The organism is Novosphingobium sp. UBA6272 (genome assembly GCF_002440635.1).
Lineage (GTDB): Bacteria > Pseudomonadota > Alphaproteobacteria > Sphingomonadales > Sphingomonadaceae > Novosphingobium.
In genome coordinates, this window is sequence record NZ_DJUW01000018.1 from 35,856 (window position 1) to 52,464 (window position 16,609).

The 16,609-nt window shown below is 65.1% G+C and carries 21 protein-coding genes; 14 read left to right on the plus strand and 7 right to left on the minus strand.

Annotated elements, in window-relative coordinates:
• Positions 1-2: 2 nt before the first annotated feature.
• From ruvX to pyrE, 7 genes are read right to left on the minus strand one after another with little or no spacing between them, the layout of a single operon-like run.
• Positions 3-488: a Holliday junction resolvase RuvX gene (gene ruvX / locus B2V17_RS10330; RefSeq protein WP_292997327.1), complete on the minus strand. Its 486-nt coding sequence runs from the start codon at positions 486-488 to the stop codon at positions 3-5.
• A complete protein-coding gene (locus B2V17_RS10335) occupies positions 470-1,588 on the minus strand; it encodes a DUF3089 domain-containing protein (RefSeq protein WP_292997329.1) in 1,119 nt (372 codons plus the stop codon). The genes ruvX and B2V17_RS10335 overlap by 19 nt, the downstream gene beginning before the upstream one ends.
• A gap of 3 nt (positions 1,589-1,591) precedes the next feature.
• Entirely contained in the window at positions 1,592-2,689 is a 1,098-nt protein-coding gene (locus tag B2V17_RS10340; RefSeq protein WP_292997331.1) for an AI-2E family transporter, read from the minus strand.
• Positions 2,689-3,627 (minus strand): signal peptidase I, encoded by a 939-nt coding sequence (lepB, locus tag B2V17_RS10345; protein WP_414690795.1) that lies wholly within the window; start codon positions 3,625-3,627, stop codon positions 2,689-2,691. Before lepB ends, B2V17_RS10340 begins: the two co-directional genes overlap by 1 nt.
• Entirely contained in the window at positions 3,624-4,025 is a 402-nt protein-coding gene (gene acpS / locus B2V17_RS10350; protein ID WP_292997333.1) for a holo-ACP synthase, read from the minus strand. The genes lepB and acpS overlap by 4 nt, the downstream gene beginning before the upstream one ends.
• A gap of 4 nt (positions 4,026-4,029) precedes the next feature.
• Positions 4,030-4,791: a pyridoxine 5'-phosphate synthase gene (locus B2V17_RS10355; RefSeq protein WP_292997335.1), complete on the minus strand. Its 762-nt coding sequence runs from the start codon at positions 4,789-4,791 to the stop codon at positions 4,030-4,032.
• Positions 4,788-5,372 carry an orotate phosphoribosyltransferase gene (gene pyrE, locus B2V17_RS10360; RefSeq protein WP_292997337.1) on the minus strand — a complete coding sequence of 195 codons (585 nt, stop codon included), beginning with the start codon at positions 5,370-5,372 and terminating at the stop codon, positions 4,788-4,790. Before pyrE ends, B2V17_RS10355 begins: the two co-directional genes overlap by 4 nt.
• Positions 5,373-5,573: 201 nt before the next feature.
• On the opposite strand from pyrE, the gene coxB reads away from it, so the two are divergent.
• The 14 genes from coxB to B2V17_RS10430 form a co-directional block, all read left to right on the plus strand.
• The gene (gene coxB / locus B2V17_RS10365) at positions 5,574-6,641 is read left to right on the plus strand and encodes a cytochrome c oxidase subunit II (protein ID WP_292997339.1); all 1,068 of its coding nucleotides are present in this window, start codon (positions 5,574-5,576) and stop codon (positions 6,639-6,641) included.
• Positions 6,642-6,677: 36 nt separating this feature from the next.
• Positions 6,678-8,363 carry a cytochrome c oxidase subunit I gene (gene ctaD, locus B2V17_RS10370; protein WP_292997341.1) on the plus strand — a complete coding sequence of 562 codons (1,686 nt, stop codon included), beginning with the start codon at positions 6,678-6,680 and terminating at the stop codon, positions 8,361-8,363.
• 202 nt (positions 8,364-8,565) lie between these two features.
• Positions 8,566-9,525, plus strand: coding sequence for an alpha/beta fold hydrolase (locus B2V17_RS10375; protein WP_292997343.1), 960 nt, complete (start codon positions 8,566-8,568; stop codon positions 9,523-9,525).
• A gap of 24 nt (positions 9,526-9,549) precedes the next feature.
• The gene (locus B2V17_RS10380; RefSeq protein WP_292997345.1) at positions 9,550-10,461 is read left to right on the plus strand and encodes a heme o synthase; all 912 of its coding nucleotides are present in this window, start codon (positions 9,550-9,552) and stop codon (positions 10,459-10,461) included.
• A gap of 5 nt (positions 10,462-10,466) precedes the next feature.
• Positions 10,467-10,598 (plus strand): hypothetical protein, encoded by a 132-nt coding sequence (locus B2V17_RS10385; protein WP_292997347.1) that lies wholly within the window; start codon positions 10,467-10,469, stop codon positions 10,596-10,598.
• A 3-nt stretch (positions 10,599-10,601) separates the two neighbouring features.
• Positions 10,602-11,210 carry a cytochrome c oxidase assembly protein gene (locus B2V17_RS10390; RefSeq protein ID WP_292997349.1) on the plus strand — a complete coding sequence of 203 codons (609 nt, stop codon included), beginning with the start codon at positions 10,602-10,604 and terminating at the stop codon, positions 11,208-11,210.
• A 66-nt stretch (positions 11,211-11,276) separates the two neighbouring features.
• Positions 11,277-12,107, plus strand: coding sequence for a cytochrome c oxidase subunit 3 (locus tag B2V17_RS10395; RefSeq protein WP_292997351.1), 831 nt, complete (start codon positions 11,277-11,279; stop codon positions 12,105-12,107).
• Positions 12,108-12,109: 2 nt separating this feature from the next.
• Positions 12,110-12,505 (plus strand): DUF983 domain-containing protein, encoded by a 396-nt coding sequence (locus B2V17_RS10400; protein ID WP_292997353.1) that lies wholly within the window; start codon positions 12,110-12,112, stop codon positions 12,503-12,505.
• Positions 12,505-13,110: an SURF1 family cytochrome oxidase biogenesis protein gene (locus tag B2V17_RS10405; RefSeq protein WP_292997355.1), complete on the plus strand. Its 606-nt coding sequence runs from the start codon at positions 12,505-12,507 to the stop codon at positions 13,108-13,110. The genes B2V17_RS10400 and B2V17_RS10405 overlap by 1 nt, the downstream gene beginning before the upstream one ends.
• Positions 13,111-13,180: 70 nt before the next feature.
• Positions 13,181-14,581, plus strand: a complete 1,401-nt coding sequence (gene thrC / locus B2V17_RS10410) for a threonine synthase (RefSeq protein ID WP_292997357.1) — start codon at positions 13,181-13,183, stop codon at positions 14,579-14,581.
• The gene (locus B2V17_RS10415) at positions 14,574-15,464 is read left to right on the plus strand and encodes a class I SAM-dependent methyltransferase (protein ID WP_292997359.1); all 891 of its coding nucleotides are present in this window, start codon (positions 14,574-14,576) and stop codon (positions 15,462-15,464) included. The genes thrC and B2V17_RS10415 overlap by 8 nt, the downstream gene beginning before the upstream one ends.
• 2 nt (positions 15,465-15,466) lie before the next feature.
• Positions 15,467-15,838, plus strand: coding sequence for a dihydroneopterin aldolase (locus B2V17_RS10420; protein WP_292997361.1), 372 nt, complete (start codon positions 15,467-15,469; stop codon positions 15,836-15,838).
• Positions 15,838-16,176: a Rossmann fold domain-containing protein gene (locus B2V17_RS10425; RefSeq protein ID WP_292997363.1), complete on the plus strand. Its 339-nt coding sequence runs from the start codon at positions 15,838-15,840 to the stop codon at positions 16,174-16,176. The genes B2V17_RS10420 and B2V17_RS10425 overlap by 1 nt, the downstream gene beginning before the upstream one ends.
• Positions 16,173-16,609, plus strand: a 437-nt coding sequence (locus B2V17_RS10430; protein WP_292997365.1) for a radical SAM protein, incomplete at its 3' end; no start/stop codon positions are given. The genes B2V17_RS10425 and B2V17_RS10430, both read left to right, overlap by 4 nt.

Here is a 16,609-nt window from a genome sequence, read left to right on the forward strand (position 1 = left end):
CATCAGGCAAAACCGCCCGCCAGCGCGTCGATCGCGGCTTGGAGGATCACCGCGGCGGCGTGTGAATCGATCCGCTCCGCGCGCTTCGCTCGGCTCATGTCCTGGGCGATCAGTGCGCCTTCAGCACTGGCGGTGGACCAGCGCTCGTCCCACAGCAGCACCGGCAGATCCAGCGCGGCGGCGAGATTGCGGGCATAGGCCCGGCTCGACTGGCTGCGTGGCCCTTCGCTGCCGTCCATGTTGAGCGGCAGGCCGATCACCACACCTTGAACCGCGCGTTCGCGAACAAGTGCCGCCAGCGCTTCGCGGTCGGCTCCGAATTTGCCGCGCTTCAACGTCTTGCCGGGCGAGGCAAAGCGCCAGCCGGGATCGCAAAAGGCTGTGCCGATCGTCTGTGTCCCGAGATCCAGTCCTAGCAGCGCGCCGGCCTGGGGCAGCGCGGCCCGGTAATCCAGCGCGTTGGTGGTGATCAGCGCGCCGTCTGCCACGCCGCCACCCGCCGCGCGAAATCCTGGCGCAGGGGCAGCCAGTAGAGCGCATAATCGTAAACGTGGTAATTGCCGCCTGGCAGCACGAAGGGGCCCATGTCCGGTCCCTCGCCAATCCGCAACGAACCGTCAGGCGCACAGGCTGCACCCGCCAGCTCGGGCGTAAGGACAGCCTTCTCGAACTTCAGGTCTGGGACGATTCCGCCCTTGTTGGCGGAGGGCGGAGCGCTGCCGCCGGTTACTCCGGTCAGCGGGTTCGAACAGAGATAGGCCGGTGTCGCGTTTGCGGCGCTGTTACCGGCAAAACGCTCGTAAGCGCCGCGCATCATGGCGGTGTCAGCCTGGTCGGCGAACGACAGAAAGCTTACCACGCAACCAGGCTGATCGGGTCGTTCGCAGGCGGGCAGGCCAATTGCTGGCAGGTCGCGCTTGGTGTCGACCACCCAGCCGATCACATAGGCCGCAGCGATCCGCTTCGTCAGCGGCGTACCGGCGATCTTCTCGGCCAGCAGCCGCTTGAGCACGAACGAGCCCTGGCTGTGCCCGGCCAGCACGAACGGGCGATCGGCGGGCTGCGCTGCTAGGAACGCATCGAAAGCCTCGGCCACGTCGTGGTAGGCCAGTTCATGGGCTTGCCGAGCTTCGCGCGCGTCGGTGACGAAAGCGCCGAAAGTCGCTTGACGATAGCGCGGGGCCCAGACCTCGCGCGCGTCGCCAAACACGCTCGCGATTCCGCGGACCACGATCGTGCCGATACGGTTGGCATCGGCATCGTCCAGCGGGGCGTTCCAGTGATCCTTCTTGAGGTAGCTGGTAGGGTGGACAAAGAACACCGCAGCCTCGACCGGGGCGGTTGCGGTGTCAGTCGGAAATCCATCCGGTCGCCATTGGACCAGGCTTTCACCGGGCTGCCCCGGGCGGGCGAACCACATTTTCGGATCGGCGTAGGCGCTGGCCTGCAGCGGCGCTTGCGGCTCGAACTTGACACTGGGGGTAAAGCTCAGCCGGGTAAGTTGCTCCGGATAGAAGGCCAACGCGATCCGCCCGCCAATAAACAGGACGATGCAGAACGCGATAAAGTACAGGAACTTGCGGGCCAAGGTTCAGGCGCTTTCGTTCTTTTCCGACTGCCGCTCGAGCGCGACCTTGAGCATCGCCACCAGCGGGTCGGCCAGCATCAGGCCAAGCAGGCCGAACAAAGCGCCCATGATCAGCTGCGCGCCCAGCACCAGCGCGGGGGCCAGGTCCGCCGTGCGCTTGGCCACCATCGGCACGATGATGTTGCCGTCCACCACCTGGACCACGACATAGACGATGATGCAGTAGATCCCCATGTCGACCCCGCCGGAAAACCCGACCAGGATCATCAGCGCGCCCGAAATCGGCGCACCGATATTGGGCAGGAAGGCGAGCAGTCCGGTCAGCAAGCCGAGCAGGGCCGCCATCGGCACGCCATAGGCGGCGAGCAAGGCCCAGGTCGCCACGCCCTCGACCGCCATGCCGAGCAGGCGGCCGGCCAGCAGACGCCGGAGAGTCCGGCCCATGATCGTCGCGGTGCCTTCGAAGTGGGCGCGCTGGCCCTGCGGCAGCAGCCAGGCAAAGCCGCGCCGGTACAGCTGCGGTTCGGCTGCGAAATAGATCGCCATGACCGCGATCAGGAACGCGGTGGTCAAACCGCCGATCACGCCGCCGACTGCACTTGTGATCTGGCCAACGCCGCCGACCACCTTGTCGATCAGCCCTTCGGCCGATTGCATATCGAACTGGACCCCGTGGCCGCGGAGCCATTCCAGCACGCGCAGGGTCTGGGCTTCGACGATCCCGGGCAACTGTGCGGCCTGGGCGGCGATCTGACTGCCGGTGAACATCGCGGTCCAGCTGATAAAGGCCAGCGTCAGCAGCAGAACGATGGTCACCCGCCAGCCCCGCGCGATCGGCAGGACCCGGCCGAGCAGGCGCGCGCCGCCATCAATCATTGCGGCAAAGACCATGCCGCCGAAAATCACCAGCAGTGGCTGGGCGAGGAAAATCGCCAGCCCCAGCAGCGCGGCCATGCCGATCCATACCGCCGCCTTTTTGGCTTCGGTCCGGATCAGCGTGTCGGAAATGTCGGTCGGCCCGGCGTGCAGATCGACCAGCGGCGGGATCTTGGCTTTGGCGACGCGGCGCGGACGGGGCGGCTTGGCGGTGGATTCGGCCATCACTTGTCCTCAGTCAGGTGAACAGGGCGCAGGCTGGTCCAGGATCGTCCGGAACGCAAGGCGCGCCACCAGGTCAACGGGTTCCAGGTCTGGCTGCCGTCAAGCGAGAAGGTAACGAATTCGGCCCGCCCGCCAACATCCGAGAGCGGCACCGGGCCGCCCAGTCCGTCGGCCATTATCGGTACCCGGCTGTCGGCCGAATGGTTGCGGTTGTCGCCCATCAGGAAGACATGGCCGGCCGGCACGGTGATTTCGGCAAAGTTGTCGACCGTGAAGTCGTTGCGGTCCTTGATGATCAGATATGTCGCGCCATTGGGCATCACTTCGCGCAGCGTCGGCACCTCAAGCACCTCGCGGCCCGAGGGCAGCTTGGTACGGTACATCTCGAAATCGCTATAGCAGTAATAGGCCGGTTTGCGATCTCCGCACATCAGCTGCGGATCGGCCGGGATCTGCAGATCGGGTTCGACTTGCTGCGGCACCGGCTTGCCGTTGAGCACGATCTGGCCATTCACTACCGCGATCCGGTCTCCCGGCAGGGCGACCACGCGCTTGATCAGATCGTCGTTGCGGTTGCGCGGCACGACAATCACGATGTCGCCATAGTCGGGCGTGCCGGGCAGTGCCCGCCAGGTCCCGCGCGGCAGCACGTGAAAGCTGGCCGACGCCCAGTTCCAGCCATAGGGGAACTTGGAAACGACCAGCCGGTCCCCGACCAGCAGGTTGGGCATCATCGAGATCGAGGGGATATAGAATGGCTTGGCGATGAAGCTGTGGAAAGCGAGGACCGCCAGCAGCATCAGCGCCAGACCGCGGATTTCGCCGATCCAGTCGATCCGGTCCTTGTGCGGGGCAGCAGGCTCGTCCGCCGCAGGCAGGTCTTGCGCGGCAGGTGCTTCGGCTTCGGGGGTGAGAATTTCGGAATTCACTTCGGTCACAATGCGCGGGCCTCGATTACCACGAAGGCCTGGGCCCATGGGTGGTCGTCCGTTAACGTCAGATGGATCACCGCCTCATGCCCCTCGGGCGTGATCGCGGCAAGCCGGGCAGCAGCGCCGCCGGTGAGTTGCAGGGTGGGGGCGCCGGAGCGCATGTTGACCACGCCGATGTCCTTCATGAACACCCCGGCCTTGAACCCGGTGCCGACTGCCTTGGAGAACGCCTCCTTGGCGGCAAAGCGCTTGGCCAGGGTCCCGGCCTTGGTGAACGGGCGCCCCGCCGCCTTGGCGCGCTCGACTTCGGTGAACACCCGGTTCTCGAACTTCTCGCCCCAACGGGTCAGCGAGTTCTGGATTCGCTCGATGTTGCAGAGGTCTGAGCCGATGGCGAGGATCATCCGATCACCCTGAGTTTGTCGAAGGGCGCGCCGCGTCCATCAGTTCGCGCATCCGCAGCACCGCCGGCTCCAGCCCGCAGAAGATTGCCTCGCCGATCAGGTAGTGGCCAATGTTGAGCTCAGCCAGTTGCGGGATCGCGGCGACCGGCTGGACGTTTTCGTAAGTCAGCCCGTGGCCGGCGTGAGGTTCGATCCCGTTCTTGGCGGCGAGCGCGGCCATGTCGGTCAGGCGGCGGAGTTCGTGGGCAACGGCGTCGCCCGTGGCGTGCGCATATTCGCCGGTGTGGAGTTCCACAACCGGTGCTTTCAGCATCATCGCCGCTTCGATCTGGCGTTCGTCCGGAGCGATGAACAGGCTGACGCGGATCCCGGCGTCGCTGAGGCGCTGGACCATCGGGTAAAGCCGGTTGTGCTGTCCGGCGGCATCGAGCCCACCCTCGGTGGTGCGCTCCTCGCGCCGTTCGGGGACGATGCAGGCGGCGTGCGGTTTGTGGCGCAGCGCGATCGCCAGCATTTCCTCGGTCGCGGCCATTTCGAGGTTGAGCGGCAGGTCGGTTGCGGCCTGGATCCGGGCGAGGTCCTCGTCACGGATATGGCGGCGGTCTTCGCGCAGGTGCGCGGTGATGCCGTCGCCGCCGCAGGCCGCAACGATCTCGGCCGCGCGGACCGGATCGGGATGATCCCCGCCGCGCGCGTTGCGGATCGTCGCAACGTGATCGATGTTCACGCCTAGCCTTAGCAAATTGGGGCGAAGTCGGCGGGTCACGGCTTGGCGCGGCTCCCCGGCTTCACGGCTTCGCTTCCGGCGAGTTCTTGGGGAAGTTCGGCTGGATCATAGGTGGGGAAGTTCAAGGCGATCAGCGGGAAGAACGGAACCCCCATGTCGACCGACCCGGCAGAGCGATCGACCAGTGCCGCTGCGGCGATCACATCGCCGCCGGCTTCGTTGATGGCGACGATCGCTTCGCGTCCGGACAGGCCGGTGGTGACGACATCCTCGACCATCAGCACCTTCTCGCCCGGTTCCAGCGCGAAGCCGCGGCGCAGTTCGAAGGTGCCGGTGGGGCGTTCGACGAACATCGCCTCGACTCCCAGCGCGCGGCCCATTTCGTGGCCGATAATCACCCCGCCCATGGCCGGGGAAACGACCTTGGCGATGTCCTTGCGCAGTTCGCGGGGGATTCGCGCGGCGAGGGCTGCAGCGAGGCGGCTGGCCTGCATCGGATCCATCAGAACCCGCGCACATTGCAGGTAATGGGCGCTGTGGCGACCGGAGCTGAGCAGGAAATGGCCTTCGAGCAAGGCCTTGCTGGCGCGGAACTCCGCCAGAACCTCTTCATCCTGCATTTCGCGACGTGCCTTTCCTGTTGATTCGGGCGGGCGGCGAATAGCGCTTCGCACCCTGTGTCAAAATTTCCCCTAGAGGCGCTTGAGGTGCCCGTAAAGCGCGCGTATAGGCCCGGGGAATCCGAAACTCCCAAGGGGGCGGGAAGGGGCGTTCTTCAGGGCCTCGACCGGCCGGGACAGATAGCAAGAGCAAGAGGGACGATGACATTCGGCAAGACTGCCCGCACCGCGGGACGCGCGATTCAGGCCATCGGGCTGTCGCTGGCACTGTTCGCCGCGCCGGCACTGGCCACTGCCGCCGCTCCGGCGGCTCCGACCGCTGAAAAGGCTGACGCGGCCGCCGCCACGGCGACCGATGCTGCCGCTGCGGCGCCGGTCACTGCGGTTGCAGCACCCGCACCAGCTGGCCCGGCAATCGATCCCAACGATCCCAAGTTCAAGGTTGCTCCGGGCAAATATGTCCCGATGAAGCCGACCGAAGGCAAGGGCATGCCGACCCCCGGCGGGATCATGTTCCAGGATCAGTATTCCGACAGCGGCAAGCAGGCGCTGCAGATGCACCAGGCGATCCTGCTGCCTGTGATCTTCGCGATCTCGCTGCTGGTCCTGTTCCTGCTGCTCTATGTCATCGCGCGCTTCAACCGCCGGGCCAATCCGGTGCCGTCGAAGACCGCGCACAACACCTTGCTCGAAGTGCTGTGGACCGGGATCCCGATCCTGATCCTGGTCGGCATCTCGGTTCCCTCGGTGGCGCTGATCAACAAGCAGTTCCAGCCAGCTCCGGAAAAGGCGCTGACAGTCAAGGCCACCGGCAACCAGTGGTACTGGACCTACAAGTATCCCGATAACGGCGATATCGAGGTGATTTCGAACATGCTGCCGCATGACAAGGCGCTCGCCGCCGGTGAGCCCTCGCAGCTGGCCGCTGACTACCGCATGGTCGTTCCGGCGGGTGAGCCGATCCGGATGCAGGTGATCGGCGCCGACGTGATCCACTCGTTTGCGGTGCCTTCGCTGTGGTTCAAGATCGACGCGGTCCCGGGCAAGATCAACGAAAAGACCCTGACCATCAACGAGCCGGGCGTCTATTACGGCCAGTGCTCGGAACTGTGCGGCGCCCGCCACGGCTATATGCCGATCGCGATCGAAGCGCTGCCGCGTGACGAGTTCAACCGCTGGGTGCTTGAACAGGGCGGCAAGATCGACGGGGCGCCTGAAGCTCCCGCCGCTGCCGATGCTGCCGCTCCCGCGGCCAAGCCCGCCGCCTGAGCCCCTTAGAATAATTCGAACAGAAGGTTCGCTGACATGGCTACCACCGCCGACCAGTTCCAGGCTCACGCCGATGACGCCCACCACGATCATGATCACAAGCCGGCGTTTTTCGCCCGCTGGTTCATGTCGACCAACCACAAGGACATCGGGACGCTGTACCTAATCTTCGCGATCTTCGCCGGCGTTATCGGCGGCGGGATTTCGGGGATCATGCGGCTCGAGCTGGCTCATCCGGGGATCCAGTATCTCGGCACCGTGGCCTCGCTGCTTGGCGAACCGAACGCCAACTTCGATTCGCAGCTGCACCTGTGGAACGTCCTGATCACCGCGCACGGCCTGATCATGGTGTTCTTCCTGGTCATGCCGGCGATCATCGGGGGCTTCGGCAACTGGTTTGTGCCGCTGATGATCGGCGCGCCCGACATGGCCTTCCCGCGGATGAACAACATCTCGTTCTGGCTGACCGTTGCCGGCTTCATCTCGCTGATGCTTTCGGCGGTAGTCCCCGGCGATGCCACCGGCAACGGCGCGGGGATCGGCTGGACCGCCTATGCCCCGCTCTCGACCTCGGGCTCGAAGGGCCCGGCGACCGACTTTGCGATCTTCTCGCTGCACCTAGCCGGTGCGGCGTCGATCATGGGCGCGATCAACTTCATCACCACGATCTTCAACATGCGCGCGCCGGGGATGACCCTGCACCGCATGCCGCTGTTCGTCTGGTCGGTGCTGGTCACCGCGTTCCTGCTGCTGCTGGCGCTGCCGGTGCTGGCCGCGGCGATCACCATGCTGATTACCGACCGCAACTTTGGCACCACCTTCTATGATGCCAAGGGCGGCGGCGATCCGGTGCTTTACCAGCACCTGTTCTGGTTCTTCGGCCACCCCGAAGTCTACATCATGATCCTGCCGGCCTTCGGCATCATCAGCCAGATCGTCTCGACCTTCTCGAAGAAGCCGGTGTTCGGCTACCTCGGCATGGCCTATGCCATGGTCGCGATCGGCGTGGTCGGGTTCGTCGTCTGGGCGCACCACATGTACACCACCGGCATGTCGGTAAACACCAAGCTCTACTTCACCCTGGCGACCATGGTGATCGCGGTGCCGACCGGTATCAAGATCTTCAGCTGGATCGCCACGATGTGGGGCGGCAGCCTGGAATTCCGCAGCCCGCTGGTCTGGGCGCTGGGTTTCATCTTCCTGTTCACCGTCGGCGGCGTGACCGGCGTGGTCCTGGCCAACGGCGGGATCGACGACAACCTGCACGACACCTACTATGTGGTGGCGCACTTCCACTACGTGCTCAGCCTCGGCGCGGTGACCGGCCTGTTCGCGGGCTTCTATTACTGGTTCCCGAAGATGAGCGGTCGCTGGCATTCCGAAGCGCTGTCGTACCTGCACTTTGCGGTGTTCTTCGTCGGCGTGAACATGATCTTCTTCCCGCAGCACTTCCTGGGGATGCAGGGCATGCCGCGCCGCTATCCGGACTATGCCCCGGCCTATGAGTACTGGAACACCCTGTCTTCGTGGGGTTACGCTGTGACGCTGGTGTCGGTCGGGCTGTTCTTCCTCAACATCATCTATGCCTTCACCATGGGCAAGAAGGCGGAAGGCAATTACTGGGGCGAAGGCGCGACCACGCTCGAATGGACCCTGTCGAGCCCGCCGCCGTTCCACCAGTTCGAAACCCTGCCGGTGATCGACGACAAGGATCATCACTGAGAATTGTCAGCCCGCAGGGGCGGACTCAGCAAACTCCCCTCCCGCTCGCGGGAGGGGCTGGGGGAGGGCTTGTTCCCTCCCCTTTGCATTTGAACGTGGGTAACATACCCTCCCGCGTTGGGGGGCACGTGACTCCCAACGCCCCCTCCCGCAGGCGGGAGGGGGGGCCAAAGGCCGCCAGCTGCGCGGCGGGAGAATCCAGATGCCCGAATTCCGCCAGATCGATACCGGCGATGTTACCCTGCGCTGCGCCATCGAGGGCAGCGGTCCGCTCGCGATCATGGTTCATGGCTTTCCGGAGAGCTGGTATTCGTGGCGGCACCAGCTTGCCCCGGTGGCTGCAGCGGGGTTTACCGCCTGCGCAATCGACGTGCGCGGCTATGGCGGGTCGGACAAGCCGCACCCGGTTGAGGCCTATACCCTGCAGGCGATCGCCGGTGACCTGATCGGGCTGGCCGATGCGCTTTCGCCCGATGATCCGGTTGTGCTGATCGGGCATGATTGGGGCGCGCCGATCGTCTGGAACACGGCCTTTACCAATCCCCAGCGGATCCGCGCTGTCGCCGGCCTCTCGGTGCCGTTTGCAGGCGCGCCGCTGCGGCCCTTTACCGAGATATTCCGCGAGCATTTCACCAGCCAAGGCCGGTTCTTCTACCAGGAGTATTTCCAGGAGCCCGGGGTGGCCGAGGCCGAGGCCGAGAGGGACCCGCGCGATTTCGTGGCGCGGATGATGTACTCGATCTCGGGCGACGTGGCTCCGGGCGATTACTGGAGCAAGCCCGCCGGCGCGACCTTCCTGCAGGGCCTGCCCGATCCGCAGCCGGTCCCCTGGCTGAGCGAAGCCGACCTCGATTATTACGAGGGCGAATTCAAGGCCTCCGGCTTTCGCGGACCGCTCAACCGCTATCGCAATCACGAGCGCGACTATGAATGGCTCAAACCCTGGCAAGGCAAGCAGCTTGAGCAGCCCTGCCTGTTCATCGGCGGGAGCCGCGATCCGGCGACCACGCTGTTCGGGGCAGTGGTAGATCCCGTCGCGATGATGCGGATGTTCGCGCCCAGGGTCGAAGGCCACGTCCTCGACGGCGTCGGGCACTGGACCCAGCAGGAGCGGCCGGCAGAAGTGAATACGCTGCTCATCGATTGGTTGAAGCGGTTGTAGCCTGCGCCTATAGCGCGCTCAGCCATGAGCACCGCCCCCGCCCAACCGATTCCCTTGCCCGCCGACTGGCGCGATTTTCTGTCGCTGACCAAGCCGCGAGTGATGAGCCTGGTGATCTTCACCGGGCTGTGCGGAATGCTGGCGGCGCCGGTCGCGGTCAATCCGGTGATCGGGTTCGTCGCGATCCTGTGCATCGCGGTGGGGGCGGGCGGCAGCGCCGCGCTTAACCAGTGGTGGGAAGCCGATCTTGATGGGCTGATGAAGCGTACCGCTTCGCGGCCGCTCCCGGCTGGCCGGATGGAGCGCACTTCGGCGCGCGATTTCGGCGTGGCGCTGTCGGTCGGCTCGGTGCTGGTAATGGGCCTGGCGGTCGGCTGGCTCGCCGCCGCGATCCTGGCCTTTTCGATCTTCTACTATGCGGTGATCTACACCATCTGGCTCAAGCCGCGCACCCCGCAGAACATCGTGATCGGTGGCGGGGCCGGGGCCTTTCCGCCGATGATCGGGTGGATCGCGGCAACCGGCGAAGTCACGCTGATGCCGGTCCTGCTGTTCGCGATCATCTTCTTCTGGACCCCGCCGCACTTTTGGGCACTCGCCCTGTTTGTCGAGACCGACTATGCCAAGGCCGGGATCCCGATGATGCCGGTTGTGGCCGGACACCAGTCCACCCGCCGGCAGATCCTGGTCTATTCGGTGCTGATGCTGCCGATCAGCATGGCGCCGTTCTGGCTGGGGGTAGCGGGCTGGCTCTATGGGCTGAGCGCGCTGCTGCTATCGGCCGCATTCCTGTTGTTGTCGCTGCGCGTCGCGGTGTTCCGTGGCGGCGCTGCGGATGGCGACATGCGCCCCGAAAAGCGCCTGTTCGGCTTTTCGGTGCTCTATCTCTTTGCCCTGTTCGCCATGCTGGTGGCGGACCGTTTTCTGGTTGGATGATCCAAATGGCCCTGCAAGACCAAGACCCGCAAGCCGAGCGCAAGCGCATCATCGCCGGGCGCAACCGCGCGCTGGCGCTGGTGCTGCTGGGTCTGGTGGTGCTGTTCTTCTTTATCACCATCGCCAAGATGGGCTGAGCCATGGCCAGCCTCGCTGCTCTGGAATCCGGCAAGCGCCGCACCGCCTTTTTCGCTTCGCTCGGCGCCTTGGCGATGCTCGGGCTCGGTTTCGCCGCCGTGCCGCTGTACGATCTGTTTTGCCGGGTGACCGGTTATGGCGGCACAACCCAGCGCGCGAGCGCGGCCGAAGCGGAGGCAGTTGCCGTGGGCGCGGCGCGAATCTCGGTGCGGTTCGACGCGAACACTGATTCGTCGTTGCCGTGGAAGTTCGAACCTGCGCAGGTCACCCAGGAAATGGCGATCGGCAGCCGCAAGATGGCATTCTACACCGCCGAAAACCTTTCGGACAAACCGATCACCGGGGTGGCCAGCTTCAACGTTTCGCCCGATATGGCGGGGCTCTATTTCAAGAAGGTTCACTGCTTCTGCTTCAACCAGCAGACGCTGAAGCCCGGTGAAAAGGTTGAGATGCCGGTGCAGTATTACGTCGATCCGGCGATCCTGAAGGACCCGGAAGCATCGCGGATCAAGCAGATCACGCTCAGCTACACCTTCCACCCCGCGGCCGATCAAAGCGCTGCGGGGAAAGTGGCCGCAAATGGGCTGGACCCGGTGCGAGCCACGCGATAAGGGCGGTGAGATTTCAGGGGGGCGGAAGCGCCGCCCGGCAAAGGTTTGACAGGGAAGACAAGCACCATGGCCGGTAGCACCAACCATCAATACCACATCCTCGATCCGGACTATATGCCGTTCATCGGCTCGATGTCCGCGGTCACCATGACCAGCGGCGGCGTGATGGCGATGCACCCGGAATGGGCTGGCGGCATCGGCAAGTACGTGCTGCTGCTCGGCTTCTTCGGCGTGATCGCCACCATGTTCATGTGGTGGACGAAGGTCGTGCGTGAAGCGCATCAGGGCCACCACACCCCGGTCGTGCAGCTGCACCTGCGCTATGGCATGATCACCTTCATCGCTTCGGAAGTGATGTTCTTCGTTGGCTGGTTCTGGGCCTTCTTCGACTTTTCGCTGTTTCCCAACGCCTTGTCCGAAGTGACCGGCGGAGTGTTCCCGTCGAAGGCGATCGAAGCGGTGATGAACCCGTTCGATCTGCCGCTGCTCAATACCCTGATCCTGCTGTGCTCGGGCACCACGGTCACCTGGGCGCACCACAGCCTGATCCATGGTGACCGTGACGGGCTGAAGAAGGGCCTGTGGGCGACGATAATTCTCGGCACGCTGTTCAGCGCGATCCAGGCCTATGAATATGCCCATGCGCCGTTCGCCTTTGGCGGCAACACCTACAGCTCGGCCTTCTACATGGCGACCGGGTTCCACGGGTTCCACGTGCTGGTCGGCACGATCTTCCTGATCGTCTGCCTCAAGCGCGCCTACAACGGCGATTTCACTCCCAAGCAGCACTTCGGCTTCGAAGCGGCGGCTTGGTACTGGCACTTCGTCGACGTCGTGTGGCTGTTCCTGTTCGTCGCGGTCTATGTCTGGGGCGGGTGGGGTCACGCGGTCCACTGATCATGACGGGCGACAAGCCTGAAACGAAAGGGCAGCCCGGGATCCCCGCGGCTGCCCTTTTCGGTCTCTGCCCGCAGTGCGGCGCGAAGGGCCTGTTCGTGGGCGCGGCACAGTTCGCCTCGGCCTGCAAAGCCTGCGGGCTCGATTACACCCGCTTCAACGTCGGCGATGGACCGGCCGCCTTCCTGACCATGGTGATCGGCGCGCTGGTGGTCGGCCTGGCCTTCTGGGTCGAAGTGACGTTCCATCCGCCGCTGTGGCTCCACGCGGTGCTGTGGATCCCGTTCGTTGCAGTGACCACGCTGTGGGGCCTCAGGGTCAGCAAGGCTGCCTTGCTCGCCGCCGAATACCAGCGCCGCGCCAGCGAGGCCGGCGGCGGGGACGTTCGGAAGGATTGATGCGCAAGCGCTTGCCCCTGTTGCCCACGCTGGTCGTGCTCGCGGCAGTCCTCGTGATGGTGCGACTAGGGTTCTGGCAGATCGACCGGATGCATCAGAAGGATGCCATGCTGGCGAACTTCGAGGCGGCCCTGGCTCAGTCGCCCGCCGGGTTTGACATGAGCCGGGACCAGCTGATCGACTATCCCGAAGCCTATGCCCCGGTGCGCGTCGTTTGTTACGCGGGTGGTGCCGACCGACCCAAGGCAGGTCGCAACGCCGATGGTACCTCGGGCTGGGTCCACGTGTTTTCATGCAGCTACCGCGCGCCTTCGGGGCGGAGCGGGAAAGTCGATGTGACCGGGGGATGGTCCAGCGCACCGGCACCGGTGCAATGGTCTGGTGGCGCGATCACCGGAATTGTCGTTCCCGAGAGCATGTCCGATCGGCAGCAATGGCATATTCTTGCCGATCCGCCGCTGGCCGGACTTCAACCCAATGCCCGGCCGGACCCCAGTGAAATCCCCAACAACCACTGGTCCTACGCGATCCAGTGGTTCCTGTTCGCCGGAGTGGCGCTGGTGATCTATGGCCTGGCGTTGCGCAAGCGGTGGAGCGCGGCATAGCAATTTTCGATAAGCCTGCGCGAGGCTTCGGGGTTTCCAATTGCGCGCGGCGGCGCTAACGCGCGGGCCAATGGAATATGTCAGCACCCGTGGCAGCGCTCCGGCGCTCGATTTCGAAGGCGCGACGCTGGCGGGGCTGGCCAGCGACGGCGGGCTCTATGTGCCGCGCGAATGGCCGGGCTTCTCGAAAGAGGAAATCGCGGCCATGGCCGGCCTGCCTTATGCCGAGCTGGCCGCGCGGATCATGCAGCCCTTCGTTGGCGACAGCCTCAGCCCCGAGCGGCTGCGCGAGCTGACCGCCCAGGCCTATGGCCGCTTCGCGCACCAGGCGGTCACGCCGCTCAAGCAGCTGGATGAACAGCACTGGCTGCTCGAACTGTTCCATGGCCCGACCTTGGCCTTCAAGGACGTGGCGCTGCAACTGCTGGGTCTGCTGTTCGAGGAGTTCCTCTCACGCGGCGGCGATCCGCTGACCATCGTCGGCGCCACTTCGGGCGATACCGGATCGGCGGCGATCGATGCCGTGGCGGGCCGCGCGCGGGTCGATATCTTCATGCTGCACCCCAAGGGCCGCGTATCCGACGTCCAGCGCCGCCAGATGACCACGGTGCTGGCCCCCAACGTCCACAACATCGCGATCGAGGGTAATTTCGACGATGCCCAGGCGATGGTGAAGCGGATGTTCAACGACACCGCGATGACCAGCCGCTTCGCGATTGGCGCGGTCAACTCGATCAACTGGGCGCGGCTGATGGCGCAGGTGGTCTATTACTTCGCCAGCGCGCTGCAACTTGGCGCTCCCGAGCGCGAAGTGGCCTTTGCCGTGCCGACCGGCAACTTCGGCGATGTCTTTGCTGGCTATGTCGCGGCGCAGATGGGTCTGCCGGTCGCCAAGCTGATCGTCGCCACCAACGTCAACGACATCCTGCACCGCGCGCTCTCGACCGGGGACTATTCGGCCGGAACCGTCACGCCGACGGCGGCACCCTCGATGGATATCCAGGTCTCGTCCAATTTCGAACGCTTGCTGTTCGATCTCGGCGGACGCGACGGCGCGGCGCTGGCGGCGCAGATGGCGGGCTTCGAGGCGACCAAGGCGATGCAGCTGACCAACCAGCAGCGCGAAGGCGCAGCGCGGCTGTTCAGCTCGGCCCGCGCCGATGCGAACGATATGGCGCAGGCGATCCGTTGGGCGCATGAGCATTGCGGCGAACTGCTCGATCCGCATACCGCGATCGGGCTCCACGCCGCACAGACGGCGGGCCTGCCGCGCGAAGTGCCGGTGGTGACTCTGGCCACCGCCCATCCGGCCAAGTTCCGCGACGCGGTGGAACGCGCAACCGGCCAGCGGCCAAGCCTGCCGGCCCGGATCGGCGATCTGTTCGAACGCGAGGAGCGGCTGGTCGAACTGGCCGGCGACTATGCGGCGATTGCCGATTACGTCGCGGCGCACGCGGTGGCGCGTGGCTGAACTGGTCGAGCAGCCGGTCGTGATGACCGGCACCGGCTGGGCCGATTACAGCCTGGTCGATTGCGGGCATGGCCGCAAGTATGAGAGCTATGGCCCCTACAGCTTCATCCGCCCTGAGCCGCAGGCGATGTGGACTCCGCGGCTGGAACGCTGGGAAGCCGATGGCGAATTCGTTCCCGGATCGGACGAAGACGGCGGCGGGCGCTGGGCCTATGGCACCCGGCCGGTGCCGCGCGATGGCTGGACCCTGGCCCGCGGCGATGTGAAGTTCACCGCCAGCTGCACCCCGTTCCGCCATCTCGGCTTCTTCCCGGACATGGCTCCGGTGTGGGACTGGATGGGGGAACGGCTGGCCGGCCGCAGCGATGCCCAGACGATGAACCTGTTCGGCTACACCGGCGTCGGCACGCTCGCACTGTCGGACTACGGCCCGGTCACCCATGTCGATGCCAGCAAGAAATCGGTCGCGCAGGCCCGCGAGAACGCTGCGCTTTCCGGTATGGAGCAGCGCCCGATCCGCTGGATCGTCGACGATGCGGCCAAGTTTGCCGCGCGCGAAGCGCGGCGCGGCAAACGCTATGACGGGATCATCCTCGATCCCCCCAAATTCGGGCGCGGACCCGAGGGCGAGGTCTGGCGGATCGAGGATGGTCTGCCCGGCCTGCTCGCCGATTGCCGCCGTCTGCTCGACGCTGAAAGCCGGTTCCTGTTCCTCACGGTCTATGCCGTACGGATGAGCTCGCTGGCATTAGCCGGCCTGATGGACGAGATTTTTCAGGACCTGCCCGGCAGGATCGAACACGGCGACCTTGCGGTGCGTGAGATCGGGGCCGATAGCCGCCTTCTTCCCACCGCGATTTTCGCCCGCTGGAGCAACGGATAGCCATGGCCGACAGCCTGATCCTCGAAGTCGCCAATTTCGAGCACGATGTCCTGACCGGCATCTATTCGGAAGAGACCGGCCGCCCGCAGCCGCTGCGCTTTACAATAACGGTCCAGCTCAAGGCCGCGCCGCATTACGCACCCGATACGCCGCTCGATACCAGCAAGAACTACATGGACCTGAAGTTCGCCGCCTCGCAGGCGCTGCCCGAAGGCGTCCATTTCAAGCTGATCGAAGCCGTTGCCGATCACGTCTGCGAGACGCTGTTCGTGCAGGATGACCGCGTGCTGGCGGTGACGGTCAAGATCGTCAAGCTGGCGATCAGCGAGAACGGCGAGGAAATCGGCATCACGCTCACCCGCGAGCGGCGCTGATGCAGCGGATCGATGTGACCGGGCTGCCCGATCTGCCCAGCGCGGCGGCAGCGGCGTTTCATGGCGACTGGCTGGGCCGGGCGCAGGCGGCGCTGGATGGCGGCGATCTGACGCTGGTCTTCGGCCCCGCGGATCACACGCACGTCGGTTGGCGGCTGGCCGCAGTGCAGATGCTGGCGCGCGAGCATGCGCCCCGGCGGGTCAATGCCGTGGCCTCCGATGATCCAGCGGGAATTGCCGCGGCGCTCGAATATCTCGGCGCAGCGGGCGGTATTACCGGTCAGTACCTTCCGCTCGATAGCGCGGGGGCCGGCGCTGTGGTAAGCTCTGCGGCATGAACCTGGTTGATCAGTTCCAGCGGCGGATAAGCTACCTGCGCCTGTCGGTGACCGACCGCTGCGATCTGCGCTGCGCCTATTGCATGCCCGAACAACAGCAGTTCCTGCCGCGCAAGGATGTGCTGAGCCTGGAGGAACTGCACCGGCTGGCGCTGGGCTTCATCTCCCGGGGGGTGACCAAGCTGCGCTTGACCGGGGGCGAACCGCTGGTCCGCCGCGATATCCTGACCTTCTTCCGCGCCATGTCGCGGCATCTGGACAGCGGCGCGTTGAAGGAACTGACGCTGACCACCAATGGCTCGCAGCTCAAGCGGTTCGCGAAGGAGCTGGCGGATTGCGGTATCCGGCGGGTCAATGTCTCTCTCGACACGCTCGATCCGCAGAAGTTTCAGGACATCACCCGCTGGGGCAAACTCGCGCAGGTGATGGAGGG

Bases quoted from the DNA above. Each gene is read 5' to 3' on its own strand.
- ctaD (WP_292997341.1), top strand. From the start codon at position 6,678: ATGGCTACCACCGCCGACCAGTTCCAGGCTCACGCCGATGACGCCCAC.
- B2V17_RS10340 (WP_292997331.1), bottom strand. From the start codon at position 2,689: ATGGCCGAATCCACCGCCAAGCCGCCCCGTCCGCGCCGCGTCGCCAAA.
- B2V17_RS10375 (WP_292997343.1), top strand. From the start codon at position 8,566: ATGCCCGAATTCCGCCAGATCGATACCGGCGATGTTACCCTGCGCTGC.
- coxB (WP_292997339.1), top strand. From the start codon at position 5,574: ATGACATTCGGCAAGACTGCCCGCACCGCGGGACGCGCGATTCAGGCC.
- acpS (WP_292997333.1), bottom strand. From the start codon at position 4,025: ATGATCCTCGCCATCGGCTCAGACCTCTGCAACATCGAGCGAATCCAG.
- B2V17_RS10425 (WP_292997363.1), top strand. From the start codon at position 15,838: ATGCAGCGGATCGATGTGACCGGGCTGCCCGATCTGCCCAGCGCGGCG.
- B2V17_RS10405 (WP_292997355.1), top strand. From the start codon at position 12,505: ATGCGCAAGCGCTTGCCCCTGTTGCCCACGCTGGTCGTGCTCGCGGCA.
- B2V17_RS10390 (WP_292997349.1), top strand. From the start codon at position 10,602: ATGGCCAGCCTCGCTGCTCTGGAATCCGGCAAGCGCCGCACCGCCTTT.
- B2V17_RS10400 (WP_292997353.1), top strand. From the start codon at position 12,110: ATGACGGGCGACAAGCCTGAAACGAAAGGGCAGCCCGGGATCCCCGCG.
- B2V17_RS10380 (WP_292997345.1), top strand. From the start codon at position 9,550: ATGAGCACCGCCCCCGCCCAACCGATTCCCTTGCCCGCCGACTGGCGC.
- B2V17_RS10420 (WP_292997361.1), top strand. From the start codon at position 15,467: ATGGCCGACAGCCTGATCCTCGAAGTCGCCAATTTCGAGCACGATGTC.
- B2V17_RS10385 (WP_292997347.1), top strand. From the start codon at position 10,467: ATGGCCCTGCAAGACCAAGACCCGCAAGCCGAGCGCAAGCGCATCATC.
- thrC (WP_292997357.1), top strand. From the start codon at position 13,181: ATGGAATATGTCAGCACCCGTGGCAGCGCTCCGGCGCTCGATTTCGAA.
- pyrE (WP_292997337.1), bottom strand. From the start codon at position 5,372: ATGCAGGATGAAGAGGTTCTGGCGGAGTTCCGCGCCAGCAAGGCCTTG.
- B2V17_RS10395 (WP_292997351.1), top strand. From the start codon at position 11,277: ATGGCCGGTAGCACCAACCATCAATACCACATCCTCGATCCGGACTAT.